Origin of the sequence: Streptomyces sp. SCSIO 30461 (assembly GCF_037023745.1) — a bacterium.
Taxonomy (GTDB): Bacteria; Actinomycetota; Actinomycetes; order Streptomycetales; family Streptomycetaceae; genus Streptomyces.
In genome coordinates, this window is record NZ_CP146101.1 from 7,995,736 (window position 1) to 8,020,759 (window position 25,024).

The following is a 25,024-nucleotide window of genomic DNA, read 5'->3' on the forward strand; positions in this document are numbered from 1 at the left end:
GGGTCCGGGATCACAGGTCCGGGGCCACCGGCCCGAACGAGGACCAAGCCCTACCGGAGCCGCTTCATCACCTGGCCGAGATCCACGAACTTGAAGCCGGTCGCCTCACGGTCGCCTTCCACCGGGGTGGCACGGCCGTCCTGGACCACCAGCAGCCCGCGCGGATAGCGCCTGCCCAAGGGCGCGTTGAGTACGGCTGCACCGTCGCACTCCTCGGCGCCGTCCAGGGCAGCCGATGCGGCGGTGACGCGGAAGCCGCCCTCGTACTCGTTGTGGTCGCCCAACTCCCGGTCGTACAGGGCGAAGGTGTTGTCGCCCTGGCTGGACGCAAGCAGGTATCCGTCGCCGTCCGGCTCGGTCAGCAGCGTCATGCCCTCGACATCGGCCGCCAGCCGGGAGCCGCCGTAGCCGGGGTCGGCGCCGGGGACGCACTCCTCGGTCTGCTCGTCGTACGTGCCGGGGACACCGTACTCACGGACCTTGTCGATGAGCTTCGGGGTGCCCTTCAGGTCCGCCCGGACCCGCCAGATACCCACGTCCTCCTGGCCCGCGTAGAGCATCCCGCTGGCAGGGTCCACCACCATGCCCTCGACCTGGGGCAGTTCGCCCGGCTCGGCGCACGGGGTCCAGGAAGTCCCGTTCGGAAGGCGGAAGGCGGAAGGCAGTGTCAGGCTGCGGATCATGCGGTAGGTGACCGTACCCGCGGCGGTGGGACCTATTTCGAGCAGGGCGACGCCGGTGTGGTTGCGCCGGCTCACCAGGGCGTAGGACCGGCCGCTCGTCCGGTCGGTCCAGGTGGCGAGCCCGTATGCGGTCCGCTGGTCGTTGATCTCGTCCCGGTCCTTGGAGAAGACCGGGGGCGCCGCGGGGTCGGTGACGTCGGTCAGTGGGCCAGAGCGGTGTCCGGAGCGGCGACTGTCACCGCTGATGCGGTAGAAGCGCAGCCGGTCGTGGCCGCGGTCCGTGGTCACGGCGAGATCCGCCCGGCTGCCGTCCGTCAGGCGCAGCCCCTGCACCAGGTCAACGTTGTTGAACCGGCCAGGGGCGTCGTCCGGGCGCTCCGCGGCAGGCGCCGCGATCGACTGGATCTGCCGTGCATCCAGGTCGTAGACCCGAAGCCCGCCCTCCTTGGCCGTGGCGATCACCAGACTGCGGTCCGGGTCGGCGGCGTTGCGCCAGATCGCCGGGTCGTCCGCGTCGGCGTTGCCGCCCGCCTCGTCGTCGTACAGCGTGGGCGTCTCGGCGCGCGGGGTGACGGCGGGCAGCGCCGACGGGGAGGGGGCTGCTGCGGAGGGGGCTGCTGCGGCGAGCGCCGCGAGGACCGTACCCAGAGCGGCCGCGGTGGTCGTCCTCAAGCTCACGTCGTACTCCTCTGTCGCAGTGACGGAACGGCTACCCGCTGAGGCTCGGAGCGGGAGGTGACATCCCGGCGACCTCCGCAAATTGCCCGCATGTGCACGTCATGAACAGGGCCGCTCCGGGACTCTCCTGGACGGTCCCGTCGGCGAGGGCGCACTATCGATACGGAGGTGACTCCACTATGAACACGTCCACCGAGGGTGCCAGGCACTCCCCTGCCCATGGTGCAGGACCGGCCCCGTTCGCTGTCGGCGCCGCCGACGCCGGACTGCTGCTCCTGCGGCTGGCCACGGGTGTGATCCTGGCCGGTTTCGGCGCCCAGAAGCTGTTCGGGGTGCTGGGCGGATCCGGCATCGACGGCACCGGAAAGTGGTTCGCCGATCTCGGCTACCGGCCCGGCTCCGTCTACGCGGGCCTGGCGGGGACGTCCGAGTTCCTGGGCGGGATCGGGCTGGCCATCGGGCTGCTCACCCCGCTCGCCGCCGCCGCCGCCGTCGGCGTGATGATCAACGCGATCTCCGTCGCCGAGAAGCTGGACCTGTGGGCTGCCACGGGCATCGCCTTCCCGATGATCATCGCCGTGGCCGCAGTCACGGTGGCCGCCGTGGGCCCCGGCAGCCTGGCGGTCGACCGGTTCTTCCCGTGGCGTGACGGCGGCTGGGGAGCCTTCGCCTTCGCCCTGCTCGCGGGCGGGATCGGGGCGGTGCTCGTGCTCGCGCTCAAGGGCAGCCCGGTGTGACGGCCGGTACGACCGGCACCGCACACGAGACACGACCGGCACCCGAGACACGACCAGCCGTGACACGACCGGCACCCGAGACCGCCATGACGGCGGCCGCACCAGCAGGGCCCGCATGGCACAGGCCCGGGCGCCACCGAAGCGGGCTCGGGCCTGCGCATGTACTCCCGGGCCGTCAGCCCGTGCCGCTCACCGCCCGGTAGGACGTGGTCAGCGCCGTGACCGCGCCCTTCAGATCCCCGGCCAGCAGCAGATGGTCGGCCCAGGCGAACGGCTTCGCCACCGCCGCGGTCATCTGCTGCCCGATCCGCTGCTGCACGATCGCCCGGGCCTTCGCCGCGATGGCTCGGCCCCCGGCCGACTTCGCGGCTGCCGGGCCCTGCGCGCTCTGCAGCGCCTGCGCCGCGGCCGCCAGCGCCTTCAGCGTGACCTCACCGCCCGCCGGCACCGCGCTCAACGTCGTCAGACCCCAGCCGTACGGGAACTGCGGATCGTATACCGCGTCGCCGACGTTGATCGGCAGCTGCGCCTGCGACTTCGGCCAGGTGACGGGCAGTTGCCCGCTGAACGCCCGCTTCCCGTACAGCACGTCCGCCACACCGTCGCCTTCCGTGCCCGGCAGCCAGGAGGCCACCAGCGCCTCGATACCGCCGAGCCGGTCGCCGATGAGCTGCGGGCGGCCCGAGACGATCAGGACGGCGCACTCCATCGCCCCGCACACCCGGTCGACGGCGCTCCTGTCGGCGGTCGAGAGCTCCAGGTCATGGCCGTTGCCGACATCCCCGACGCCTTCCGCGTACGGAGTCTCGCCGACCACCACGACGCCCACGTCATGGCCCGTCGTCGGCGCTGACGCGTCCTTGGAGTAGGTGACGGTGCCGGGCGCCGCATTCTCCATCGCCTGGCGGATCGTGGTGCCCGTGGTGACGGCGCCCGACGAGCCCTGCCAGCTGATGGTCCAGCCGCCCGCCTGGTTGCCCAGGTCATCCGCGTTGGACCCGGCCAGATACACCTTCTGTGAGGTGCGCAGCGGGAGCACGCCGTCCGCGTTCTTCAGCAGCACCTGGGACTTGGCCGCGGCCTCCCTCGCCACGGCCCGGTGGGCGGCCGAACCGACCTGTGCGAGGCCGGCGGTGTCGGCGAACGGCTTCTCGAACAGCCCGAGGCGGAACTTCTGCTCCAGGATGCGCGAGACGGCGTCGTCCACCCGGGACTGGGAGATCCGCCCCGCCTGGACCTCCTGGACCAGGGTGCGCCGGAAGTCCTGGTACGCATAGGGCACCATGATCATGTCAACTCCGGCGTTGACCGAGGTGCGCACATCACTCGCATAGTCGCCCGGGATCTGGTCGATGGCCTGCCAGTCACTGATCACAAAGCCCTTGAAGCCCATCCGACCCTTGAGCACCGTGCTGATCAGCTCGGTGCTCGCGTGCATCTTCACCGCGCCCAGGCCGTCGCCGATGTGGTCGACGGACGAGTACGACGGCATGACCGTGCCGACCCCGTACTTCACCGCCTCCGTGAACGGAGCCAGATGCACCGCCTCCAACTCGGCGGGCGTGACCCGGGTGACACCCTGGTCGATGGTGTACGTGCCCGTCGTGGACGTGCCGTAGCCGGTCCCGCCGTCGCCCACGAAGTGCTTGGCGGTGGCCAACACCTTGTCCGAGCGGTCGAGATCGCTGCCGTCCGCCGCGCCCTGCATGCCGCGGATCACCGTCTCCATGGCCGTCACCAGCGCCGGGTCCTCACCGAACGCCTCGTACGACCGCCCCCAGCGCTCGTCGCGGGTCACACACAGGCACGGTGCGAAGTCCCACGGGATCCCGGTGGACCGCACCTCGGCAGCCGTGACCTCTCCGGTGCGCTCCGCGAGGGCCGTGTCCCGCCCCGCGCCGATGCCGATGTTGTGCGGCATGATCGTGGCGCCGGAGACGTTGTTGTGCCCGTGCACGGCGTCGGCACCGTAGATCAGTGGAATCTGGAAGCGGCCCGCCATGGCACGTGCCTGGTAGGAGTCCACCATCTTCGCCCAGGCCGCGGGGGTGTTGGGGGTGGGCCCCGAGCCACCGCCGGAGAGCAGCGAGCCGAGGACGTACGTCGTGATGTCTTCCTGCGTCGCGAGCGCGCCCCGCTCGGCCTGGGTCATCTGACCGGCCTTCTCCTCCAGGGTCATCCGCGAGACCAGGTCGGCGACCCGGGTGCGCACGGGAAGGCCGGCGTCGAGATACGGCATCCCATGCGCGTCGATCACGATCTTCGGCACCTCGGCGGGCGCCTTCGCTCCGGTGACGGTCAGCTTCATGCCCACGGTCTCGGCGGTCTCGGCCACCCCGTCCGAACGGGTGGGCACGGCGATCGTGCGGGAGGCACCCGAAGCGGTGCCCGCGGGGAACACGACCGTGCCGGAAACCGGCGTGTAGTCCGTACCGGCGCTCGCATCACCGCCCTCGGTGGCGTAGGCGACGGTCACCGGTTGCTCGATCGGCACGTTCCCTGACGTCCTGAGAGTCACCCGGTACGCGGCCGAACCGCCTTCCCGCACCTGGACCAGCGGACTGTCCACGGCGAGCTGCGCGGTGCGCGACGGGTCGGGACTGCCGTACAACTCCAGTCCGTCGATGGCGAAGTCGCCCCGCACACCGACCGGGAAGGTAAAGGCGTAGCCCCACATCTCGGTCAGTCCGAGTACGCGGTCGATGCCCCCGACGGGCTGGTAGTCGGTGCGGTACTCCAGCTGGGAGAAGGGAATCTCGACCTGGTGCCAGCCCTGCCAGTCGTCGGTGAAGGACGCCGTCCAGAGCTCGGACGCCTCGCCGTCGGCCCCGCCGTCCTTGATCTCGAAGCGGATGCGCTTTCCCGTACCGGCGGGCAGGGGGGCGGAGTTCTGGCCGTACCACCAGAAGCGGACACCCCGGTGCACGGTCCAGTCCTGTGCGGGGTCGTCGAAGGCGAAGTTGTGCGTGAAACCGCCCCACCCGCTGATGTCGTACGAGCCCTGGAGCACCTTGCCGCCCTCGGGGGCGTCGGAGCGCGCCACGAGAGCGAGCCGCGGATGGTCGTCCGCATCGCTGCCCCAGGCGAAGATGCCGTCGGCGGGCGGACCGGCGAAGGGCACCTCGCCTTCGAACCGGTCGATCAGGACAGACGGGAAGTCCTTCACCACGGCACTGGTGGCGGTGGCGGAGCTGAGGGGGAGCAGGGCACTGAGCAGACACGCGGACACGAGCGCGGCGGTTCTGCCGAGTGCCGTACGAGTTGTGAATCCGGAAAGTCCTCTCGGACTGCTGAGCCGGGATCTTGCCTGGTGCATAAGGCTTCCTCCGCTGACGACGGCGCCGGCTGTGGTTCACCGGCCGTGAGTCAACTGCCGCAGACCGTTGCCGTCAAGACTTCACACCAAACCTGGGCGGCAGCCAACTCTGCTGCTTTGTGAGGCAGTTGTGCGTTCACCCTCTGAACACGGGCAGGAGTCGGCCGACCGCGTGACAATGGAGACGTGCCGTACATAGCGGTGACCGCCCTGAGCGATATCGGCCTGGTCCGCGAGCACAACGAGGACAGCCTCGTGGCCGGACCCTGGACCTTGTGCGCGACCGTGACCGAGAACCCCCAGACCCTGCTGTTCCCTCTCGGCACCCCGCTGGTCGTCGCGGTCGCCGACGGACTCGGCGGACAGCCGGCCGGTGAGGTGGCCAGTGCGCTGGTGGTACACAGGCTCGCCGCACTCGGCCCGGGACTCGGTGGGGAGCAGGCGGTACGTGACGCACTGGACCTGTGCAACCACTCGGTGTACGCGGCGGCGGAAGCGGACCCGAAGCTGACCGCCATGGGGACGACGATCGCGGGCGCGGTCGTGCTCCCGGATTCCGTTCTGGTCTTCAACGTGGGCGACAGCAAGGTGTACGAGGTAGGCGCGGCAGACGGGGAGCCGGGCCCGCGGGGCGAGCGAGGAGACGCCGGGGAGCGCCGGCTGCGGCAGGTGAGCGTGGACGACAGCCCATTGCCCGCACCCGGCAGGCGCACCACATCGGCGGTGACCCAGACCCTGGGCGGCTCGCTCTCCCGCAGCCCGATCATCGCGCATGTGTCCCGCTCGCCGCTCGCGGTCGGCGACCGATGGCTGATCTGCTCGGACGGGCTGACCGACCCGGTGCCGGACGAGGAGCTCGACGACCTCCTGAGCGGGCACGACGGTGGCCGGGCCGCGTACGAGCTGTGGAAGGCCGCGATCGAATCCGGCGGCCCCGACAACATCACGTTGGCGCTGATCCGAATCGGAGCGGGAACGGGGTGAGTGGCATGCACTTCACCGGTCGCACCGACGCGGGCCGGCAGCTCGCCGAAGCGCTGCAGCACGTGCGGGCCGCCGATCCGGTCGTACTCGGGCTGCCGCGCGGCGGGGTGCCGGTGGCATACGAGGTGGCGCGGGCGCTCGGAGCGCCGCTGGATGTGATCGTGGTGCGGAAACTGGGGGTGCCGTACCACCGGGAGCTCGCGTTCGGGGCGATCGGGGAGGGCGGGGTACGGATCGTCAATGACGACATCGTGGCCCGCGGCCATGTGTCCCGGCAGGAGATCGAGTCGGTCGAGCACGCGGAGAAGGCCGAACTGAACCGGCAGGCACGCGCGTTCAGAGCCGACCGGGAACGCGTCGGCATCGCGGGGCGGACCGTGGTCCTGGTGGACGACGGCATCGCCACCGGAGCCACGGCGGCGGCGGCCTGCGAGGTCGTACGGGCGCAGGGCGCGGCCCGGGTGGTGCTGGCCGCGCCGGTGGCACCGCCGGACGCGGTGGCCTGGCTGCAGGGGGCCGCGGACGAGGTGGTGTGCCTGTCGACGCCGCGCGCCTTCACGGCGGTCGGCGAGTGGTACGAGGACTTCTCGCAGACCCCTGACGAGGAGGTCGTCGCGCTGCTGAAACGGGCGGCGACCGCACCTACCGAGAACGCCCAGGACGCTGACAAGGCTGAGGAGGCGAAGCCCGAGACAGCGGAGAAGGCCGAGGAGACCGGCGAGGTGGAGGTGGACGCCGGAGTCGTGCGGCTGGCCGGTGAGCTCACCCTGCCCGGCGACACGGCCGGCGTGGTGGTGTTCGCCCATGGTTCGGGGAGCAGCAGGCACAGCCCCCGCAACCGCTCAGTGGCGCGGGCACTGAACCGGGTCGGTCTCGGCACCCTGCTGTTCGACCTGCTCACCGAGCCCGAAGCGGCAGACCGCGCCAATGTCTTCGACATCGAGATCCTCGCCCGCAGGCTCACGGACGCCACCCACTGGCTGCGCACCCGCACCCCGGCGCCGATCGGCTACTTCGGGGCATCCACCGGAGCCGCGGCGGCACTGTGGGCCGCCGCGACGGCGGGCACGGACGTGGGCGCCGTGGTGTCCCGGGGTGGGCGTCCGGACCTGGCCGGTTCCCGGCTGGCGGGGGTACGGGCGCCGACGCTGCTGATCGTCGGGGGCCTGGACACCACCGTGATCGAGCTCAACCGGCAGGCCCAGAGCGAGCTGCGCTGCGAGAACCGGCTGGAGATCGTGCCCGGGGCAACGCACCTGTTCGAGGAGCCGGGCGCGCTGGACGAGGTCGCCGCTCTCGCCGAGGACTGGTTCATCCGGCAGCTGACCGAGTGACCATGCCGGGGCGGGGGGAGCTGCGGACGTTCAGCGCTCCAGGACCAGTGCCAGCCCTTGCCCCACGCCGATGCACAGCGTGGCCAGGCCCGTACCGGACCCCGCCGCCGCGAGCTGGTGGGCGACGGCGCCGGTGAGCCGGGCGCCGGACGCACCCAGTGGATGCCCGATGGCGATGGCGCCGCCGCGCGGGTTGACGATCTCCGGATCGAGTCCCGGCCACTGCCGCAGACAGGCCAGCGACTGCGCGGCGAAGGCCTCGTTGAGTTCGACCGTACGCAGATCGGCGAACTCACGGCCCGCCTTCTTCAGGGCACGGCGCACGGCTTCGACCGGACCCGAGCCGAAGTACTGGGGCTCGATCCCGGTGACGGCGGACGCGCCGACGCGGGCCAACGGCTCGCGGCCGGTGGCGCGCAGGCCGTCCTCGTCCACCAGCAGCAGCGCTGCGGCCCCGTCGTTGAGCGGGGAGGAGTTGCCGGCGGTCACGGTCCCGTTGCCGTCCTTGCGGAAGACCGGCTTCAGCTTGGCCAGCGCCTCCGTCGACGTGCTGTCGCGGACGCACTCGTCACGTGTGAGCTCGACTCCTTCGACGGGCACGACCTCTCCGTCGTACAGGCCCTCCGCCCACGCCCGGGCCGCGTTGCGGTGGCTGGCCAGCGCGAACGCGTCCTGTTCGGCCCGCCCGATGCCGTACTTCTCGGCCAGCAGCTCGGCGCCCTCGCCGAGGCCGACGGTCCATTCACCGGGCATCCGCGGATTGACCATCCGCCAGCCCAGCGTGGTCGAGTACATCTGCTGGTGGCCCACCGGGAAGCCGCGCTCCGGCTTCCCCATCACCCAGGGAGCACGACTCATCGACTCGACACCGCCGGCGACCGCGATCGACGCATCGCCGACGGCGATGGCACGAGCCGCCTGGATGACCGCTTCCATCCCGGAGCCGCAGAGCCGGTTCACTGTGGTGCCGGGCACGGTGACCGGAAGGCCCGCGAGCAGCACGGCCATGCGCGCGACATCGCGGTTGTCCTCGCCCGCACCGTTGGTGTCCCCGAAGAAGACGTCGTCGATACGGGCAGGGTCGAGCTCGGGCGTACGGGAGACAAGGGCGCTCAGCACACCGGCGGCAAGGTCGTCCGGGCGGACGCCGGACAGCGCGCCGCCGTATTTGCCGATGGGCGTGCGGACGGCATCAACGATGTACACGTCACGCAGGCGATCGGTCATGTCAGCTCCTTCATGGCCGTGGCGGTGGCCGTGTCCCACCCAGGGCGCCGTCCCGGCAGCGCGTGACGAGTCTGCGTGTACCCGACACCCATGTCAACGCCATGCCGCCCCTGCGCACACGCCTCCGCACGCCACGCCCCAGCGTCGACGGCGCGCAGCGCTCAGCCGGCCCAGAACGTCCACCAGCGGGTCAGGATCAGCATCCCGATGACACCCGTCCACAGCACCGGCGGCATCCAGCCGAACTCGCGCAGCACGGTCCGCACCCCGGGTGGGGCCGGAAGCATCCGGTGGACGACGGTGTGCCGGGTGACGGCGCAGAAGAGCACGATGGTCGCGACCCAGGCCAGTGAGCACCACAGGCACAGCGCGCTGATCCGGTACAGCGACTGGAACTGGAGCCAGGTGCAAAAGCCCACCCCGAACAGGGCGCCCGCGTTGAGCCCCAGCCAGAACCAGCGGTGGTAGCGGGCTCCGGCGAGCAGACCGGCACCGATCGCGATCACGGCAGCGTAGCTGACGAGTCCCAGCATCGGATTGGGGAAGCCGAAGGCCGCCGCCTGTTCGCTCTCCATGACACTGCCACAGGAGACAACCGGGTTGAGGCTGCATCCGGGGGTGAAGCCGGGGTCCTCCAGGAGGTGGAACTTGTCGATCGTGATCACCCAGGACGCCAGCAGTCCCGCCGCGCCCGTCACCACCAGCAGCCAGGCGAGGCCACGGGAGGCGCCGGAAGCGCCCGTGGAATCTGACGGATCGTCGCCGTAGCCGCCGGCAGGACGCGGGATGCGTCTGTGCGTGCGCACTTGTGCGCCTTCCGGGTTGGCCGACGTGGCTGAGTTGGCTGAGTCCGTTGTCCGCATGATGTCCGAAGTCCTGACGGTCCTGGCAGTCCTGAAAATCCGGTGTCCCCGTGCCCCGAGCCCCCGACGCTCGCCCACGCCTCGCCTTCCCGCACTCCCCCACCTGGGCCGATGCGCGCACGCAGTAGTCACTGCCCCGCTCGACGCGACGGATCGTCAGATTCCGATTAGCGTCGCAAGTGTCCAGACCCTTGTGACAAGGAGCTCGATCATGAAGCTGACGCTTCGCCGTACGGGGGCCCAAGCCGCCCCTGCCGGCGAGATACCACTCGGGCTCGCCGGGGTCACCCGGGTGCGCGTACCCCACGCAGTCACCTGCCCGGCGAGCTCGACCGATCGCCATCTGTAATCCGCATGGCCTAATCCCGGCCCGGCAGGCGGGCATTCCACCGCCTCCGGGCCCTTTGACGTGCTCCGGCCGCTTCCGCTCCCCCTGCCTCAGACCTGGAGCTGACGCACCGGCAGCAGGCAGTGGGCTGCGGTCGACAGCACCGCCTCGTCGCCCACGAAGTCCCGCAGCTCCCCCTCACTGACCGGTACCCCGGGCGCCGCCTTCGGCCAGGGGCGAGTGGCGAAGAGGAAGTACACATGCTCCTGCCCTCGCACCGCGGTCAGCCACTCGGGCGAAACGGCGCACCGAGCACTGAGATGAGGCATCGTCAGTACAGCTGTCCGGCCGGAGTCCTCGATGGTCAGAGCGACCGACGACTCGCCGTCCCGCACCGCTTCCACCACATCCACGTACTCGCTGCCGATCGGCAGGCCCGACTCCTCGATGAGCTGCCGGGCCGCGACCGTCGCCGCTTCGGGGCCGCCTTCGCCGTCCCCGAGCGAGTACGCCAGCAGAAACGGCATGTCGCGTTCGTCGTCGGGGTGGTCGCCCTTCCAGGCGATGACGACGAGCGTGCCCAACTGGGCCGGGCAGAGCGCGCTTAGGGCGCTGAAGGTTGAGGTCACTCTCGGACCTTAGCGATGTATCGGGATTTCTCGGGCAGTCGCCCCACCGGAGCGGGCGCCCCCGGGGTCGATTACTCCGAAGGGGTAGTCGACCCCGGGGGCGTCGCCCGCCCCGGGGCGCGCCAGGAAGCTGGTACGACCCCCGCGGCTCAGTGGCCGTTGACCGGGAGCCCGCCGATCAGCTTGGCGGGAGCGGCCTGCTTGGCCTTGTTCAACTCGGTGGTCGCACCCTTGACCTCGTTGAGCAGCGTTCCCGCCTTCTCCGAGTCCAGGGTCTCGCCCGTCAGCGGCTCCGCGGCGGACTTGGACTGGGTGGTGAGGGTGTTGATACCGCCGCCGAGGCTGGTCGCGGGCGGGTAGTCGATGGCGAACGCCGGCGAGGCGGCCCCCGCGGCCACCAGGGAACCGGCGACGATGGCGACGACCTTCATGGGCTTCATCAGTGAATCTCTCCTTCGGCCACGCGTGTCGCGGCGCAAGTGTCATACGGATTCGGGCATATTGCGGTTGTTTACGGCCGCCGTACGCCTGCCGTAGTGCTCCGTGTTGTGTAACGAGCCCCTGCTGCCAGGGAAACTCCGCAGCCGAGGAATTCTCGGAACACAAGCGCGACGCATGGGAACGGATGCACGGGCCGGTCGGACGCGTGTGCTCGGGCGCCCTGCGACCGGAAGCAAGGGAAACGGATACGCACGTCGAGAACGAGGCGACCGCAGACAAAGCGACCGCCCCTCCGGTCATGGCGATGTGACGCCATGCCAGGAAGGGCGGTCCCTTGGGAAGACGGTGAAAGGCGATCAGCCGTTCACACAGACGCTGCCCATGGCCGGGTTCAGCAGACCGATAACGCTCGCGGTGTTGCCGCAGGCGCCGACCGGAACGTGCACCGGGACCTGGGCCACGTTGCCGGACAGGATGCCGGGCGAACCGGCGGCGGCACCCTGCGCACCGCTGTCGGCGGCGGCGATACCGGCAGAACCCGCAACGGCGGCGGCAGCAACGGTGGAGAGGACAAGAGCCTTCGCGGTACGCGACATGGAGAAGCACTCCTTGATCAGGTGTTTCAGTGGTCGGACGTGACTGCCCGACCAGTTGCTTCAACGGAAGCGATGGCCGCCAGGTTGTGCGGCCATGAGAGTGAAAACCGGTGGGCCGATACGAATTCAGCGCCCGGCAGCTATGGGGCCTCCCCAGGCCCGCAGGGGCCGAGGGACGGCTGCCGGGACCGCTGAAACCGCGTCAGGCGTTCTGGCAGACGGCGCCGGAGACCGGGTTGAGCAGGCCGACGACGCTCACGGTGTTGCCGCAGACACCGACCGGAACGTGCACCGGAACCTGGGCCGTGTTGCCGGACAGGACGCCGGGCGAACCCTCGGCGGCGCCGGTCGCACCGCTGTCGGCGGAGGCCACTCCCGCGCCACCGAAGACCAGCGCGGCCCCGGTGCCTGCCAGCATGACCGACGTGGCGATTCGCTTCATTTTCCTGATTTCCTTTCGGGGTAACCGATGAGGGCAATTCACTCAACGACGGCATCTTCTGACGGATACGGGAGAGCCACGAATGGGCTAATCTGGTCGACCTTCCCCATGCGGCGCAGCGCTTCCTGCGCCGTTCGGAGTGAGAATTCCGTTAGAATCACCCATGCGCCCGACAACCGGCCCGAGCGTGAATACGTAAATACGTGAAATACCGGGCCGCCCTTTCGGGACATCCGGCATTCACCATCCGACATTGGTCATATGCTCGGATCGGAGATCCCGTGCTGTCGTCATCACCTCCACCGGGTCGGCCCGGCCGCGGACCGGCGGCCGTGCTCCATGTCGTGCAGGCCGCCGACGGTGGAGCCGCGCGGGTGGTCGCGGGGCTGGTGGCCGACCAGGTCCGCAGTGGCATGCAAGTGGCTGTGGCTTGCCCCGACGGCGACGGGCTCGCCCGCGCCGCGCGCGGGCTCGGAGCCGAGGTCCACCGCTGGCGGGCGGGCAGCGGGCCCGGTCCGCTGCTGCTGCCTGAAGTCGGCCGGCTGGCACGGCTGGTGGCTCGGGTACGCCCGCACATCGTGCACGCGCACAGCGGAAAGGCGGGACTGGCCACGCGGCTCGCGGTACGGGGCCGTATCCCCACCGTCTTCCAGCCCCACGCCTGGTCGTTCGAGGCGGCCGACGGCGTAACGGCAGGTCTCGCCCGGCGCTGGGAGCGGTACGGAACCCGCTGGACGGACCGTGTGGTGTGCGGCAGCGAAGCGGAGCTGCGCACCGCGGAGCGTGCCGGCGTACGGGCCAGCTGGACCGTGATTCCCAACGGGGTGGACACCGAGCACTTCCGGCCCACACCCGACGGCAGACCGCGGGTGCTGCCCCCGCTGGTCTCGGACCTGCCAGCGTCGGCACCGCTGGTGGTGTGTGTGGGCAGGCTGTGCCTTCAGAAGGGCCAGGACGTGCTGCTCACGGCCTGGCAGCAGGTGCTGCGCAGGCTGCCCAACGCCTGTCTGGTCCTGGTCGGCGACGGCCCTGAGGCCGAGTGGCTGCGGCTGTCCGCCCCCGCGTCGGTGCGCTTCGCCGGTGCCGTGGCGGACCCGGTGCCCTGGTACCGGGCGGCCGATCTGGTCGTGGTGCCGTCCCGCCGGGACGACATGGCGCTGACCCCGCTGGAGGCGATGGCCTGTGCCCGTCCCGTGGTCGTCACGGACGTCGGCGGAGCGCGCGAGAGCCTGCCACCGGGCCACGCGCTGTTCTGTCTGACACCGCCCCAGGATCCTTACGCACTGGCCACCGCGGTGGCTGACCTGCTGCTGAACACACCGTTGCGGACCACCCTGGGGCGCCAGGGCCATCTGCACGTCCTGTCCAGCCACAACGCCAAAGTCACCGCGGAGGCCGTCACGGACGTCTACCGCGAGCTGGTGCCCTGACCGCCGGCACGATGTCCCCGCGCCGCCCTGACGCCCTGCCGCTCTCGCGCCCTTGAGGCCCTTGACTCCCTTCAGTCCCTGGAACGATCACCGGCCGGGAGAGTCGAGGGGGACTCTCCCGGCCGGGAGTCACACGAGGAGGAAGGCGAGTGAAGAGGACGAACGGAGTGGGGCGGGATGGAGGAAGCGGGGAGAGCAGGCGGTCACGAGGACCTGGGCCCGGTCCCGGCTCAGCGGCGGGCGCCGACCACGCCGCGCCGGTACAGCACACCACCGCCGACCAGCAGGGCCATGGCGGCGGCCCCGGCGGCGAGCGAACCCGCGCCCATGCCGGTCTCGGCCAGCTGCGGGGAGTGGACGGCACCCGCCACCTCACTGTGGTCCGCCGGCCCACCGGGCTGCGGCAGGACTGCGACCACCGGCGTCAGCGGTGTGTTCGGGACCTCGCCGGGAGGCACAGCGCCCGGCTCCGCGCCGTTGGCGCAGGACCCGCCGGTCACCGGGTTCAGCAATCCGACGACATCGATGGTGTTGCCGCAGACGTTGACGGGGGCGTGTACCGGGGCCTTGACGTTGTTGCCCGACAGCACTCCCGGGGAGCCCACGGTGTCGCCCGATGCCTCGGAACCGGACAGCCCCCGCGCCGAGCGGTTGGCGCAGGCGCTGCCGAAGGCCGGGTTGAGGGCGCCGATGACGCTCACGGAGTTGCCGCAGACATTGACGGGGACGTCCACGGGCACCTGGACGTTGTTGCCCGACAGCACCCCTGGAGAGCCCTGGGCGTCCCCGTCGGCCTGGGAGGCGCTGGCGTACGCGCTGTTCAGGGACAGAATGCTGGTGGCCGCCGCGGCCGTCAGGATTCCCTTGGTGATGACCTGTCGCTGTCGCATCTCGTTGTCTTTCCCGCTGTTGGTTCGAAGGCCGGTCCTGGGACGCACCGGGCTGGTGCGCCCCAGGACCGGCGGATCAGGGCCCTTCAGGGCCGCTTGTCCGCGTGACGAGCTCTTTCGTCAGCCGTTCATGCAGGCGTTGCCCGCGGCCTGGTTCATCAGGCCGACGAGGCCCACCGAGTTGCCACACACGCCGACCGGCACGTGCACGGGCACCTGGAGCACGTTCCCGGACAGCACACCCGGGGAGGCGGAGGAGACTCCGGTCGCACCCGAGTCGGCGATGGCGGGCGAAGCCATTCCCATGGCCAGCACAGCACCGGCGAAGAGTGCGGCCGTCTTCATGTACTTCATGTGGATTCCTTTGGATTCTCAGCCAATGGATCGAGCGAAAACCGACGGTCAAGCCGTCAACGCAATGCCAACGAGCGGCTACCGGTGAAGAAACCCTCGACCCATCGATTCCACACGTCTGCCCCGGCGGTAATACTTCCGCTCGGCTGATTGACGCCAGGAGCTCCATCCTCCGCTACCCATGAACTTGTTCCGCGTACTGAATCAACGCGCGCATTCGGGTTCAGGTTTCCTGAATTCACCCGAATGGCCGGAAGGCGCGGCATGGAGCACGGGCGCGACGGCCGTACGGGAACCGCTACCAGCGCGGCCAGCAGGAGCGCGAGACGATCGCCGTCCACTCATGGTCGGGTCCTGGGACGGTCTTGCCCTGGGCGGACCACTGGGCCAGCAGCGACGCGTAGATGGGCTCCTCGCCCCGCTCCGCCACGCCCGGTCCCGTGCCCGGTCTCACGCCTGCTCTCGCCGCCCCCGCTCCCGCCCCCGGTTCCCTGCGGCTCGCCGGAATCAGCCCTTGCCGTTCCCAACGGCCCTTCTGCTCCGTCATGCACCCAATATCCCGTACCGGAAGATTCGGTGGAGTGAAATCAGCGGCGTTTCACCGCACGCAGTACGACGAACTTGGGATTCCCGGCGACGGCCTCGCAGTTGCCGAAGAGCCGGCGCAGCCTGGTGTGGTAGCCGAGGTGGCGATTGCCGACCACCCACAGTTCACCGCCGGGGCGCAGCGCGGCCCGCGCGCCGGTGAACATGCGCCAGGACGTGCTGTCAGTGAGGGCTCGGTGGGTGTGGAACGGCGGGTTGTTCAGCACCAGGTCGGCCGAGGCGCGCTCGATGTCCGCGAGCCCGTCGCCCACGAGGAACTCGGCCTTCGCGCCCGGGCCGGTGTTCGCCCGGAAGGTGGCCTCGGCGGATGCCACGGCCTGGAACGACTCGTCCGTGAACACCACACGGGCCTCGGGGTTGGCGACCGCCACCGCCGTGCCCACCACGCCGTTTCCGCAGCCCAGGTCCACGACACGGACCGGCCCCCGGCGTTCCGGAAGGTGCTGGAGGAAGAACCGGGTGCCGATGTCGAGGCGGTCGGCGCAGAAGATGCCCGCATGGTTGGTGACGGGGCGGCCGGACATGACGCCGATGTCAGGGGGCAGCTCGTAGCGGCGCGGCCAGGACAGGCCGGCCGCCGGGTCCGAACCCGGGTCCGAATCCGGGTCCGCACCCGGGATCGGGGCCGCGGAGGCGAGCAGGGCCGGATCGGGAGTGGTGAAGATCAGCCGCGCCTTCTTCACCGCGAGCGAGGTCCTGGTCGGTCCGATGATCCGTTCGAACAGCTTCAGCGTGGAGGTGTGGATCTCGGTCACCATGCCCGTACCGACCACGAGGGTCTGCGCGTGCAGCCGCGGGGCGAGCCGCTGGAGCTGGTCCTCCAGAAGGGCGAGGCTCTTCGGTACCCGCACGAGCAGCACGTCGACACGGTCCGGTGGCGCGTCCTGCGTCGTCAGCAGCCGTACCCCCGCAAGCCGCGCGGCGGGCCGGTTGCGGGCGAGATTGGCTCGGGTGGCCTGCTGGGTGAGGTACGAGTCGGTGATCTGCGCCGGTCCGTGCCCGGCGAGCGCGGTGGTGAGGGCGCCCCATCGGTCGCCGAGGACGACAACGGTGCCGCCGATGGCGGCGGGGCCGGCGCGTTCCGCGAGTTCGCCGAGGTGCCGCAGCAGGTACTCGTCGGCAGCGTCCCAGGCACGGAGCTGGTCACGGGGGTCCTCGGGGTAGCGGGTGAGCCCGAGGTCGCCCCATGACGTGGTGAACGTGTTCATCGTCCTCCAGGCTACGCGGCCTGTCGGGCGAGCTCCGCGGCGCCGAAGGAGACATCGAAGCGGTCGCACCAGATGCTCACGCTCGTGTACTTCGACAGATCGACATCGGCTGGCACGTTGTAGTTCTGGTCGCCCTTGTTGCCCTTGAGCTTGCCGAGGCTGACATGCGCGCCGTCATCGAAGACCCGCCAGCCCGCGGTGCCCTCCTTGACCGGAGCGTCGGTCAGCCAGACCCTCAGATCGGGGCCGTTGCTGGTGTTCAGTCCCTCGATGCGGAGCACCCGGCTGCCGTCGGCGAGTCCGACGATCTTCACCTTGCCCTCGGTGGCGTGCTCATGACTGATGAAGGTGCCCGTGGCGAGCACCCGGGGCTGGGCGGGCTCGGACGGCATGCCGGACCCGGTCGTCCCGTCCGCCGACGCCGGCGCCGACGGCACGGCCTGCGGGAGCTCTTCCCGTACGGTCTCGTCGACGAACAGCTTCCACGGCTGGAACCAGTACACCCCGACGGCCAGAGCCACGGCGACGACCACCAGTACGACCCTGACCACCGGCTTCTTCAGCACAGACGTTCTCATGCCCCTATTGAAGCCTGGTGCGGGGCGGCAATGGGGGTGTCAGCCGATGACGAAACCCTTACGTCCGGTCGAGAGCCTGTGCCCGGTCGGGAGCGTGCGTGAGGCTACTCGTCGTTCTCGCCTTCCAGGTCGCTCTCCGTCTCCAGGAACACCTGGCGCAGCGCCTCGATGACCGCCGGGTCGGGCTTCTCCCACATGCCCCGGGACTCCGCCTCCAGCAGCCGCTCGGCGATGCCGTGCAGCGCCCAGGGGTTGGCCTGCTGGAGGAACTCCCGGTTCTCCGGGTCCAGCACATAGGTCTCGGTGAGCTTGTCGTACATCCAGTCGGCGACGACCCCGGTGGTGGCGTCGTACCCGAACAGGTAGTCCACCGTCGCCGCGAGCTCGAACGCACCCTTGTATCCGTGGCGGCGCATCGCCTCGATCCACTTGGGATTGACGACCCGTGCGCGGAACACCCGCGAGGTCTCCTCCACCAGGGTGCGGGTGCGGACCGTCTCGGGTCGGGTCGAGTCGCCGATGTACGCCTCGGGGGCCGTGCCGCGCAGGGCTCGGACGGTGGCCACCATGCCGCCGTGGTACTGGAAGTAGTCGTCGGAGTCGGCGATGTCGTGCTCGCGGGTGTCGGTGTTCTTGGCCGCGACCGCGATCCGCTGGTACGCCGTCTCCATCTCCTCGCGCGCCGCGCGCCCTTCGAGCCCCCGCCCGTACGCGTAACCGCCCCACACCGTGTACACCTCCGCGAGGTCGGCGTCGGTGCGCCAGTCTCGTGAGTCGATCAGCTGGAGCAGACCGGCGCCGTAGGTGCCGGGCCGGGAGCCGAAGATACGGGTGGTGGCGCGACGCTCGTCACCGTGTTCGGCCAGGTCCGCCTGGGTGTGTGCCCGGACGTAGTTGACGTCGGCGGGCTCGTCCAGCGAGGCGACCAGCCGTACCGCGTCGTCGAGCAGCCCGATGACGTGCGGGAAGGCGTCCCGGAAGAACCCGGAGATACGCAGGGTGACATCGACCCTGGGGCGGCCGAGCTCGGCGGCCGGGATCGGCTCGATGCCGTTGACCCGGCGCGATGCCTCGTCCCAGAGGGGGCGCACCCCGAGCAGCGCCAGGGCCTCGGCGACATCGTCGCCCGCGGTGCGCATCGCGCTCGTGCCCCAGAGGGAGAGGCCGACCGATGTGGGCCATTCGCCGTTGTCGGTGCGGTAGCGGGTGAGCAGCGAGTCGGCGAGGGCCTGGCCGGTCTCCCAGGCGAGGCGGGAGGGCACGGCCTTGGGGTCGACGGAGTAGAAGTTGCGGCCGGTCGGCAGCACGTTGACCAGGCCGCGCAGCGGGGATCCGGACGGGCCCGCCGGGACGAAGCCGCCGTTCAGGGCGTGGACGGTGTGGTCGAGTTCGTCGGTGGTGGCGTCGAGGCGCGGCACGACCTCGCGGGCGGCGAAGTCGAGGATGTCGGCCACCGCCCGGCCGTGGCCATCGGCGACGGATGCGACGGCTGCCGGGTCCCAGCCGGCCTCCTCCATGGCCTCGACCAAGGCGCGGGCCGCGGCCTCGGCCTCGTCGGCGGTCCTGCGGGTGGCGGCGGACTCGTCCAGGCCCAGCGCTTCCCGCAGTCCGGGCAGAGCGGTGGTACCGCCCCAGATCTGCCGGGCGCGCAGGATCGACAGCACCAGGTTGACCCGCTCGGGGCCGGTGGGCGCGCCGCCGAGTACATGCAGACCGTCGCGGATCTGCGCGTCCTTGACCTCGCACAGCCAGCCGTCGACATGCAGCAGGAAGTCGTCGAAGCCGTCGTCGTCCGGCCGCTCCTCCATGCCCAGGTCGTGGTCGAGCTTGGCGGCCTGGATCAACGTCCAGATCTGGGCGCGGATGGCGGGGAGCTTCGCCGGGTCCATGGAGGAGATCTGCGCGTACTCGTCCAGCAACTGCTCCAGGCGCGCGATGTCGCCGTACGAGTCGGCACGGGCCATCGGCGGCACGAGGTGGTCGACGAGTGTGGCGTGGACGCGGCGCTTGGCCTGGGTGCCCTCGCCCGGGTCGTTGACCAGGAAGGGGTAGACCAGCGGCAGGTCGCCGAGTGCGGCGTCGGGGGCGCAGGCGGCTGACAGGCCCGCGTTCTTGCCGGGCAGCCATTCCAGGTTGCCGTGCTTGCCGAGGTGGATCATCGCGTCGGCGCCGAAGCCTCCCCCAGAGCCTTCGGCCTGGGAGGCACCCCCAGTCGTCTGGCGGGCGGCGATCCAGCGGTAGGCGGCCAGGTAGTGGTGCGAGGGCGGCAGATCGGGGTCGTGGTAGATCGCGATCGGGTTCTCACCGAAGCCGCGCGGCGGCTGGATGACGATCAGCAGGTTCCCGCGGCGCAGCGCGGCGAGCACGATGTCGCCTTCGGGGTTGCGGCTGCGGTCGAGGAACATCGCGCCGGGCGCCGGGCCCCAGTGCCGCTCGACCTGCTCGCGGAGCTCGGCGGGGAGGGTGGCGTACCAGCGCTTGTAGTCGGCGGCCGGGATGCGGACCGGATTGCGGGCCAGCTGCTCCTCGGTGAGCCAGTCCTGGTCGTGGCCACCGGCCTCGATCAGCGCGCGGATCAGCTCGTCGCCGTCGCCCGACTCGAGGCCCGGGATGTCCTCCGCACCGAAGTCGTAGCCCTCGGCGGCGAGTCGGCGCAGCAGGGCGACGGCCGACGCCGGGGTGTCGAGGCCCACCGCGTTGCCGATGCGGGAGTGCTTGGTGGGGTAGGCGGAGAGGACGAGCGCGAGGCGCTTGTCGGCGTTGGGGATGTGGCGCAGCCGTGCGTGGCGTACGGCGATCCCGGCGACACGGGCGGCGCGCTCGGGGTCGGCGACATAGGCCGGGAGGCCGTCCTGGTCGATCTCCTTGAAGGAGAACGGGACGGTGATCAGGCGCCCGTCGAACTCGGGGACCGCGACCTGGCTCGCGGCGTCCAGCGGAGACAGGCCCTCGTCGTTCTCCTCCCAGGCACTGCGCGAACCGGTCAGGCACAGCGCCTGGAGCACCGGCACGTCGAGCGCGGCGAGCGCGCCCGCGTCCCAGGCCTCGTCGCCCGCCCGTAGCCCACCACCACCCTTGTCCGAGGCACTTCGCGCCGCGAGATTCATTTCAGCCGCCTGGGCCTCGGCGGGCTTGGTGCCGCCCGCGGCGAGCACCGTGGTGACGATGGCGTCCGCGCCGCGCAGCCGGTCGAGCAGCTCGGTCTCGGGAGCACGCAGGGACGCCACATACAGGGGCAGCGCTCGGCCGCCCGCGTCCTCGATGGCGTCGCAGAGGGTGCCGACGAAGGCGGTGTTGCCGCTCATGTGGTGGGCGCGGTAGTAGAGCACGGCGACGGTGGGGCCGTCGGCGCTGCCTGCGGCCTTCGCCTCGCGCTCCAGCGGGCCCCAGGTGGGCGCGGGTGCCGGGGGCTCGAAACCGTGGCCGGTGAGCAGCACGGTGTCGGACAGGAAGCGGGCGAGCTGCGCCAGGTTGTCCGGGCCGCCGTGGGCGAGGTAGGCGTGGGCCTCGGCGGCGATGCCGATCGGAACGGTCGAGGTCTCCATCAGCTGTGCGTCGGGGGCCTGTTCACCGCTGAGGACGACCACCGGCCGGTCCTGTGCGAGCAGCACGTCCAGACCCTCCTGCCAGGCGCGGATACCGCCGAGCAGCCGTACGACGACCAGGCTGGTGCCCTCCAGCAGCATGCCGAGTATGCCTCCCCCGGAGCCTTCGGCCTGGGAGGTGCCCCCGACCGGGAGCCGGGAGGGGTTCGCGAAGCGATACGCGACCGGGCCTTCCGAGGCGCGGGCGCTGAGCAGGTCGGTGTCGGAGGTCGACAGCAGCAGGATCGTCGGCGCGTCCGCCGGGTTCGCGTGCGTAGTCGTCTTCGCTTGCGTCATCGCGTGCGCAGGCCTTCCTCGGGGTTTCCGCGCCCCGGGTGGTCGTGGTCGGCGGGAGTTCCTGACTCACCAGGCCGCCGTTCGTCACCGGCCCGGCTCACAGTGGCGGGACCGCGCCGGAATCACACCGGGCTTCCTCCCCGGGGCCCTGAGACCCCATGCCGCCTGAATAGTAGAGGCTGCCCCCGGAACACACAGCGGCTGCCCGGAACGACGTGGGTATGCTCGCCGCCATGCCGCCCACACCCACAAGCCCCGCGGACCCGGGCGAACCTCGCATACGGGACCGGGGCGACGCCTGCCCCGGAGCGTTGCGGCTGCACTCGGCCGATGATGGACGGCTGGCCCGACTGCGCCTACCTGGCGGCTTTTTGACGGAACATCAGCTTACTGTGCTGGCCGCGGCTTCGGATGGGCTGGGCGATGGATCGCTCAGCATCACCTCCCGGGGCAATCTGGAGCTGCGCGGGCTCTCGGACGCCTGCGGGGCACCGCTCGCGGCCCTGCTGCGGGATGCCGGACTGCTGCCGTCCGAAACGCATGAGCGGGTTCGCAACGTGGTGGCATCGCCGCTTGCCGGACTGGACGGACTGGGCTTCGCCGACGTGCAGTTGTGGACCCGCGAACTGGACGCACTGCTGTGCGGCAGCGAGTGGACGGCGGCTCTTTCGGGCCGTTTCCTGTTCGCCCTGGACGACGGGCGGGGCGATGTGGCGGGGCTCGGCGCCGATGTGACGTTGCTCGCAGGCGAAGGCGGCGCAGCGGTGCTGCGGATCGCCCGCCACGCCTTCCGTGTGGCCGGCTCCGACGCGCCGCGCGCGGCGCTCGCGGCGGCGCGGGCATTCCTGGCGGCGTCGGCCGAAGCGGGTACGGGCGCCTGGCGCGTACGCGAGTTGCCGGCCGGGCTGCACCTCGCGGTGGGCGAGCGGCTTGAGCGGGCGGGGGTGGCGGCGGAAGCTCTGCCGGTCCCTCCGGCCGGGCCCTCGTACCCGGGTCCGTTGCCCGGGTACGTCCCAGGTCCGTTGCCCGGGATCGTGGCGGGCCCGCGCGGCTGGGCGGTGTCCGCGGTCGCGCCGCTCGGGCGGCTCAGCTCCGCCCAGGCGCGGGCGCTGCTGCCCGCGCCCGCCGAGGGCGTCCGGCTCACTCCGTGGCGCGGGGTCGTGGTGCCGGGGTTCACGGATGCCGCCGCCGCCCGAGCGCGGCTGGACGCACTCGGGCGGGCCGGGTTCGTCGTCGGCACCGACTCGCCCCGGTACGGGGTCGGCGCCTGCACCGGGCGGCCCGGATGCGCCAAGTCCCTCGCCGACGTCAGGGCCGACGCCGAGGCCACCCCGGTCGACGGCCAGGGCATCCCCGTGTACTGGTCCGGCTGCGAGCGCCGCTGCGGCCATCCGCGGGGGGACTACGTGGATGTCCTGGCCTCCCCGGACGGCACCTACCGGGTGAGCGTCCACGGCAGCCCCGTATCCGTATCCGTATCGCCCGGTGCGCGGCTCGCCGGCGCCGTCGCCGCAGCCCGTACCGATTCCCGTACCTGTCCACCGAGATGAGCGAGAAGAAGACCGTGTTCGACTACGAGAAGGACGGGGCGGAGATCTACCGCCAGTCCTTTGCCACCATCCGCGCCGAGGCCGACCTCGCCGCGCTCCCCGCCGACGTCAGCCAGGTCGCGGTGCGGATGATCCACGCCTGCGGCATGGTCGACCTCGTCCGCGATCTCGCCTACTCACCCGGCGTGGTGGCCCGCGCCCGCGAGGCGCTGCGCGCCGGTGCGCCGATCCTGTGCGACGCGCAGATGGTCGCCAGCGGCGTCACCCGCAAGCGGCTGCCCGCCGGCAACGACGTGGTCTGCACACTCTCCGACCCGAAGGTCCCGGCGCTCGCCGCCGAGCTCGGCACCACCCGCAGCGCGGCCGCGCTCGAACTGTGGCGCGACCGCCTGGACGGCGCGGTCGTCGCCGTCGGCAACGCGCCCACCGCGCTGTTCCGGCTCCTGGAGATGATCGAGGAGGGGACGCCCCGCCCGGCCGCCGTGATCGGCATCCCGGTGGGCTTCATAGGCGCGGCCGAGTCCAAGGACGCGCTTGCCGCGCATCCTTCGGGGCTGGAACATCTGGTGGTACGCGGGCGGCGGGGCGGCAGCGCCATGGCCGCCGCGGCGATCAACGCGATGGCGAGTGAGGCGGAGTGAGCGCGCAGACACAGGGCACCGGGCGGCTGTACGGGGTCGGGCTCGGCCCCGGCGACCCCTCGCTGATGACCCTCCGGGCCGTCGAGGTCATCGCGGAGGCGGATGTCGTCGCGTACCACTGCGCCCGGCACGGGCGCTCCATCGCCCGCTCGATCGTGGCGAAGCACCTGCGCTCCGACCATGTCGAGGAGCGCCTGATGTACCCGATCACCACGGAGACCACCGACCACCCCGGCGGCTACCGGGGCGCACTGGACGACTTCTACGAGGAGGCGGCGGCGCGGCTGGCGGCCCATCTCGACGCCGGCCGCACCGTGGCCGTGCTCGCCGAGGGCGACCCGCTGTTCTACGGCTCGTACCAGCACATGCACAAGCGGCTCGCGCACCGCTATCCGACCGAGGTCGTCCCCGGCATCACCTCGGTGAGCGCGGCGGCGGCCCGGCTCGGGGAGCCGCTGTGCGAAGCCGAGGAAGTCCTGACGATCATCCCGGGCACGCTGCCCGAGGAGGAGCTGACGGCCCGGCTCGCCGCCACCGACTCCGCGGTGGTGATGAAGCTGGGACGTACGTTCCCTGCGGTGCGGCGGGCGCTGCGGCGCGCGGGGCGCCTCGACGACGCGCGGTATGTCGAGCGGGCCACCATGGAGGGCGAGCGCACGGAGCGGCTGGCCGACGTGGACCCGGAGACGGTGCCGTACTTCTCGGTGGCGGTGCTGCCGAGCCGTATCGACCAGCGGCCTCCGGAGGACCGGCCGCGGGGCGAGGGCGAGGTCGTGGTGGTGGGCACTGGTCCCGCCGGACCGCTGTGGCTGACGCCGGAGAGCCGGGGGGCGCTGGCGTCGGCCGACGACCTGGTGGGCTACACGACCTATCTGGACCGGGTGCCGGTGCGCCCCGGCCAGCGGCGGCACGGCTCCGACAACAAGGTGGAGGCCGAGCGGGCCGAGTTCGCGCTGGACCTCGCCCGGCGCGGGCGCCGGGTGGCGGTGGTCTCGGGCGGCGACCCGGGGGTCTTCGCCATGGCCACAGCGGTGCTGGAGGCGGCGTCCCAGGAGGCGTACGCGGACGTGCCGGTCCGGGTGCTGCCCGGGGTGACCGCGGCCAACGCGGCTGCGGCTCTGGCGGGCGCGCCGCTGGGGCACGACTACGCGACCATCTCGCTGTCCGACCGGCTCAAGCCCTGGGAGGTCATCGCGGGGCGGCTGCGCGCAGCGGCGGACGCGGACCTCGTACTGGCCCTGTACAACCCGGGTTCGCGCAGCCGCACATGGCAGGTGGCGAAGGCCCGTGAACTGCTGCTCGGGCACCGGGCGCCGGACACCCCTGTGGTCGTGGCACGCGATGTGGGCGGACCGGAGGAGAGCGTGACGATCGTACGGCTGGTGGACCTGGATCCGGCGGTGGTCGACATGCGGACGCTGCTGCTGGTGGGTTCCTCGCAGACGAAGGTGGTGGAGCGGGCCGTACCGGGCTCGGGCGGGCGGATCGCCTGGACGCCGCGCACCTACCCCGGGTAGCGGCCGCCCCACCAGGGGTTGCGGTACGGGCACCCCAGGGGCGCGGCGCGGGGTCCGGGGCGTTGTCAGTGCCTGCGGCTAGTCTGCCGACATCGACTGGTGCTCCACTTC

General features: G+C 71.3%; 22 protein-coding genes and 1 riboswitch. Of the genes, 8 read left to right on the forward strand and 14 right to left on the reverse strand.

Annotation, left to right across the window (positions count from 1 at the left end; translation table 11 throughout):
• Positions 1–50: 50 nt before the first annotated feature.
• Entirely contained in the window at positions 51–1,361 is a 1,311-nt protein-coding gene (locus V1460_RS35950) for a phytase (protein WP_338677781.1), read from the reverse strand.
• 179 nt (positions 1,362–1,540) lie between these two features.
• On the opposite strand from V1460_RS35950, the gene V1460_RS35955 reads away from it, so the two are divergent.
• On the forward strand, positions 1,541–2,098 hold the full coding sequence (locus V1460_RS35955; RefSeq protein ID WP_338677782.1) for a DoxX family protein: 558 nt from the start codon (positions 1,541–1,543) through the stop codon (positions 2,096–2,098).
• Positions 2,099–2,273: 175 nt separating this feature from the next.
• Here V1460_RS35955 and V1460_RS35960 read toward each other — a convergent pair whose 3' ends face one another.
• Positions 2,274–5,414, reverse strand: coding sequence for a glycoside hydrolase family 3 protein (locus V1460_RS35960; RefSeq protein ID WP_407077579.1), 3,141 nt, complete (start codon positions 5,412–5,414; stop codon positions 2,274–2,276).
• A gap of 186 nt (positions 5,415–5,600) precedes the next feature.
• Between V1460_RS35960 and V1460_RS35965 the strand changes: the two genes are divergently transcribed.
• Together V1460_RS35965 and V1460_RS35970 are read left to right on the forward strand one after the other, a co-directional pair.
• Positions 5,601–6,398 carry a protein phosphatase 2C domain-containing protein gene (locus V1460_RS35965; RefSeq protein WP_338677784.1) on the forward strand — a complete coding sequence of 266 codons (798 nt, stop codon included), beginning with the start codon at positions 5,601–5,603 and terminating at the stop codon, positions 6,396–6,398.
• Between the two features lie 5 nt (positions 6,399–6,403).
• Entirely contained in the window at positions 6,404–7,732 is a 1,329-nt protein-coding gene (locus V1460_RS35970; RefSeq protein WP_338677785.1) for a phosphoribosyltransferase, read from the forward strand.
• A gap of 30 nt (positions 7,733–7,762) precedes the next feature.
• Here the strand turns inward: V1460_RS35970 and V1460_RS35975 are convergent, their stop codons facing one another.
• Together V1460_RS35975 and V1460_RS35980 are read right to left on the reverse strand one after the other, a co-directional pair.
• Positions 7,763–8,959, reverse strand: coding sequence for a thiolase family protein (locus V1460_RS35975; protein WP_338677786.1), 1,197 nt, complete (start codon positions 8,957–8,959; stop codon positions 7,763–7,765).
• A gap of 161 nt (positions 8,960–9,120) precedes the next feature.
• The gene (locus V1460_RS35980) at positions 9,121–9,822 is read right to left on the reverse strand and encodes a vitamin K epoxide reductase family protein (protein WP_407077580.1); all 702 of its coding nucleotides are present in this window, start codon (positions 9,820–9,822) and stop codon (positions 9,121–9,123) included.
• Positions 9,823–10,033: 211 nt separating this feature from the next.
• Between V1460_RS35980 and V1460_RS35985 the strand changes: the two genes are divergently transcribed.
• On the forward strand, positions 10,034–10,171 hold the full coding sequence (locus V1460_RS35985) for a hypothetical protein (protein ID WP_338677787.1): 138 nt from the start codon (positions 10,034–10,036) through the stop codon (positions 10,169–10,171).
• An 89-nt stretch (positions 10,172–10,260) separates the two neighbouring features.
• Here V1460_RS35985 and V1460_RS35990 read toward each other — a convergent pair whose 3' ends face one another.
• The 4 genes from V1460_RS35990 to V1460_RS36005 all read right to left on the reverse strand — a co-directional run bounded on the left by V1460_RS35990 (position 10,261) and on the right by V1460_RS36005 (position 12,258).
• A complete protein-coding gene (locus V1460_RS35990; RefSeq protein ID WP_338677788.1) occupies positions 10,261–10,779 on the reverse strand; it encodes a DUF5949 family protein in 519 nt (172 codons plus the stop codon).
• A 149-nt stretch (positions 10,780–10,928) separates the two neighbouring features.
• The gene (locus V1460_RS35995; RefSeq protein ID WP_338677789.1) at positions 10,929–11,219 is read right to left on the reverse strand and encodes a hypothetical protein; all 291 of its coding nucleotides are present in this window, start codon (positions 11,217–11,219) and stop codon (positions 10,929–10,931) included.
• 357 nt (positions 11,220–11,576) lie between these two features.
• The gene (locus V1460_RS36000) at positions 11,577–11,816 is read right to left on the reverse strand and encodes a chaplin (RefSeq protein WP_338677790.1); all 240 of its coding nucleotides are present in this window, start codon (positions 11,814–11,816) and stop codon (positions 11,577–11,579) included.
• Positions 11,817–12,018: 202 nt separating this feature from the next.
• Entirely contained in the window at positions 12,019–12,258 is a 240-nt protein-coding gene (locus tag V1460_RS36005) for a chaplin (RefSeq protein ID WP_338677791.1), read from the reverse strand.
• A gap of 332 nt (positions 12,259–12,590) precedes the next feature.
• Here V1460_RS36005 and V1460_RS36010 point away from each other — a divergent pair, with 332 nt between their 5' ends.
• Entirely contained in the window at positions 12,591–13,688 is a 1,098-nt protein-coding gene (locus V1460_RS36010; protein WP_338677792.1) for a glycosyltransferase, read from the forward strand.
• A gap of 230 nt (positions 13,689–13,918) precedes the next feature.
• Here V1460_RS36010 and V1460_RS36015 read toward each other — a convergent pair whose 3' ends face one another.
• The 6 genes from V1460_RS36015 to cobN all read right to left on the reverse strand — a co-directional run bounded on the left by V1460_RS36015 (position 13,919) and on the right by cobN (position 21,205).
• On the reverse strand, positions 13,919–14,578 hold the full coding sequence (locus V1460_RS36015; protein ID WP_338677793.1) for a chaplin: 660 nt from the start codon (positions 14,576–14,578) through the stop codon (positions 13,919–13,921).
• A gap of 120 nt (positions 14,579–14,698) precedes the next feature.
• Entirely contained in the window at positions 14,699–14,932 is a 234-nt protein-coding gene (locus tag V1460_RS36020) for a chaplin (protein WP_338677794.1), read from the reverse strand.
• Between the two features lie 298 nt (positions 14,933–15,230).
• Positions 15,231–15,479 carry a hypothetical protein gene (locus tag V1460_RS36025; protein ID WP_338677795.1) on the reverse strand — a complete coding sequence of 83 codons (249 nt, stop codon included), beginning with the start codon at positions 15,477–15,479 and terminating at the stop codon, positions 15,231–15,233.
• 40 nt (positions 15,480–15,519) lie between these two features.
• Entirely contained in the window at positions 15,520–16,746 is a 1,227-nt protein-coding gene (locus V1460_RS36030) for a methyltransferase (protein WP_338677796.1), read from the reverse strand.
• A gap of 11 nt (positions 16,747–16,757) precedes the next feature.
• Positions 16,758–17,324 carry a DM13 domain-containing protein gene (locus tag V1460_RS36035; protein WP_338677797.1) on the reverse strand — a complete coding sequence of 189 codons (567 nt, stop codon included), beginning with the start codon at positions 17,322–17,324 and terminating at the stop codon, positions 16,758–16,760.
• A gap of 104 nt (positions 17,325–17,428) precedes the next feature.
• On the reverse strand, positions 17,429–21,205 hold the full coding sequence (cobN, locus tag V1460_RS36040) for a cobaltochelatase subunit CobN (RefSeq protein WP_338677799.1): 3,777 nt from the start codon (positions 21,203–21,205) through the stop codon (positions 17,429–17,431).
• Between the two features lie 36 nt (positions 21,206–21,241).
• A riboswitch (cobalamin riboswitch) is annotated at positions 21,242–21,380 on the reverse strand.
• A 46-nt stretch (positions 21,381–21,426) separates the two neighbouring features.
• On the opposite strand from cobN, the gene V1460_RS36045 reads away from it, so the two are divergent.
• Genes V1460_RS36045 through V1460_RS36055 form a run of 3 tightly spaced genes read left to right on the forward strand, consistent with a single transcriptional unit; the run spans position 21,427 to position 24,913 of the window.
• Positions 21,427–22,755 (forward strand): cobalamin biosynthesis protein CobG, encoded by a 1,329-nt coding sequence (locus tag V1460_RS36045; RefSeq protein ID WP_407077581.1) that lies wholly within the window; start codon positions 21,427–21,429, stop codon positions 22,753–22,755.
• Positions 22,752–23,396, forward strand: a complete 645-nt coding sequence (locus V1460_RS36050) for a precorrin-8X methylmutase (RefSeq protein ID WP_338677801.1) — start codon at positions 22,752–22,754, stop codon at positions 23,394–23,396. The genes V1460_RS36045 and V1460_RS36050 overlap by 4 nt, the downstream gene beginning before the upstream one ends.
• The gene (locus V1460_RS36055) at positions 23,393–24,913 is read left to right on the forward strand and encodes a precorrin-2 C(20)-methyltransferase (RefSeq protein WP_338677802.1); all 1,521 of its coding nucleotides are present in this window, start codon (positions 23,393–23,395) and stop codon (positions 24,911–24,913) included. Before V1460_RS36050 ends, V1460_RS36055 begins: the two co-directional genes overlap by 4 nt.
• The last annotated feature ends 111 nt before the right edge of the window (positions 24,914–25,024 follow it).

Excerpts from the sequence above, each read along its gene's own strand:
- V1460_RS35955 (WP_338677782.1), top strand. The coding sequence starts at position 1,541 with ATGAACACGTCCACCGAGGGTGCCAGGCACTCCCCTGCCCATGGTGCA.
- V1460_RS35960 (WP_407077579.1), bottom strand. The coding sequence starts at position 5,414 with ATGCACCAGGCAAGATCCCGGCTCAGCAGTCCGAGAGGACTTTCCGGA.
- V1460_RS35970 (WP_338677785.1), top strand. The coding sequence starts at position 6,404 with ATGCACTTCACCGGTCGCACCGACGCGGGCCGGCAGCTCGCCGAAGCG.
- V1460_RS35975 (WP_338677786.1), bottom strand. The coding sequence starts at position 8,959 with ATGACCGATCGCCTGCGTGACGTGTACATCGTTGATGCCGTCCGCACG.
- V1460_RS35980 (WP_407077580.1), bottom strand. The coding sequence starts at position 9,822 with ATGCGGACAACGGACTCAGCCAACTCAGCCACGTCGGCCAACCCGGAA.
- V1460_RS35985 (WP_338677787.1), top strand. The coding sequence starts at position 10,034 with ATGAAGCTGACGCTTCGCCGTACGGGGGCCCAAGCCGCCCCTGCCGGC.
- V1460_RS35995 (WP_338677789.1), bottom strand. The coding sequence starts at position 11,219 with ATGAAGCCCATGAAGGTCGTCGCCATCGTCGCCGGTTCCCTGGTGGCC.
- V1460_RS36000 (WP_338677790.1), bottom strand. The coding sequence starts at position 11,816 with ATGTCGCGTACCGCGAAGGCTCTTGTCCTCTCCACCGTTGCTGCCGCC.
- V1460_RS36005 (WP_338677791.1), bottom strand. The coding sequence starts at position 12,258 with ATGAAGCGAATCGCCACGTCGGTCATGCTGGCAGGCACCGGGGCCGCG.
- V1460_RS36015 (WP_338677793.1), bottom strand. The coding sequence starts at position 14,578 with ATGCGACAGCGACAGGTCATCACCAAGGGAATCCTGACGGCCGCGGCG.
- V1460_RS36020 (WP_338677794.1), bottom strand. The coding sequence starts at position 14,932 with ATGAAGTACATGAAGACGGCCGCACTCTTCGCCGGTGCTGTGCTGGCC.
- V1460_RS36025 (WP_338677795.1), bottom strand. The coding sequence starts at position 15,479 with ATGACGGAGCAGAAGGGCCGTTGGGAACGGCAAGGGCTGATTCCGGCG.
- V1460_RS36030 (WP_338677796.1), bottom strand. The coding sequence starts at position 16,746 with ATGAACACGTTCACCACGTCATGGGGCGACCTCGGGCTCACCCGCTAC.
- V1460_RS36035 (WP_338677797.1), bottom strand. The coding sequence starts at position 17,324 with ATGAGAACGTCTGTGCTGAAGAAGCCGGTGGTCAGGGTCGTACTGGTG.
- cobN (WP_338677799.1), bottom strand. The coding sequence starts at position 21,205 with ATGACGCAAGCGAAGACGACTACGCACGCGAACCCGGCGGACGCGCCG.
- V1460_RS36045 (WP_407077581.1), top strand. The coding sequence starts at position 21,427 with ATGCTCGCCGCCATGCCGCCCACACCCACAAGCCCCGCGGACCCGGGC.
- V1460_RS36050 (WP_338677801.1), top strand. The coding sequence starts at position 22,752 with ATGAGCGAGAAGAAGACCGTGTTCGACTACGAGAAGGACGGGGCGGAG.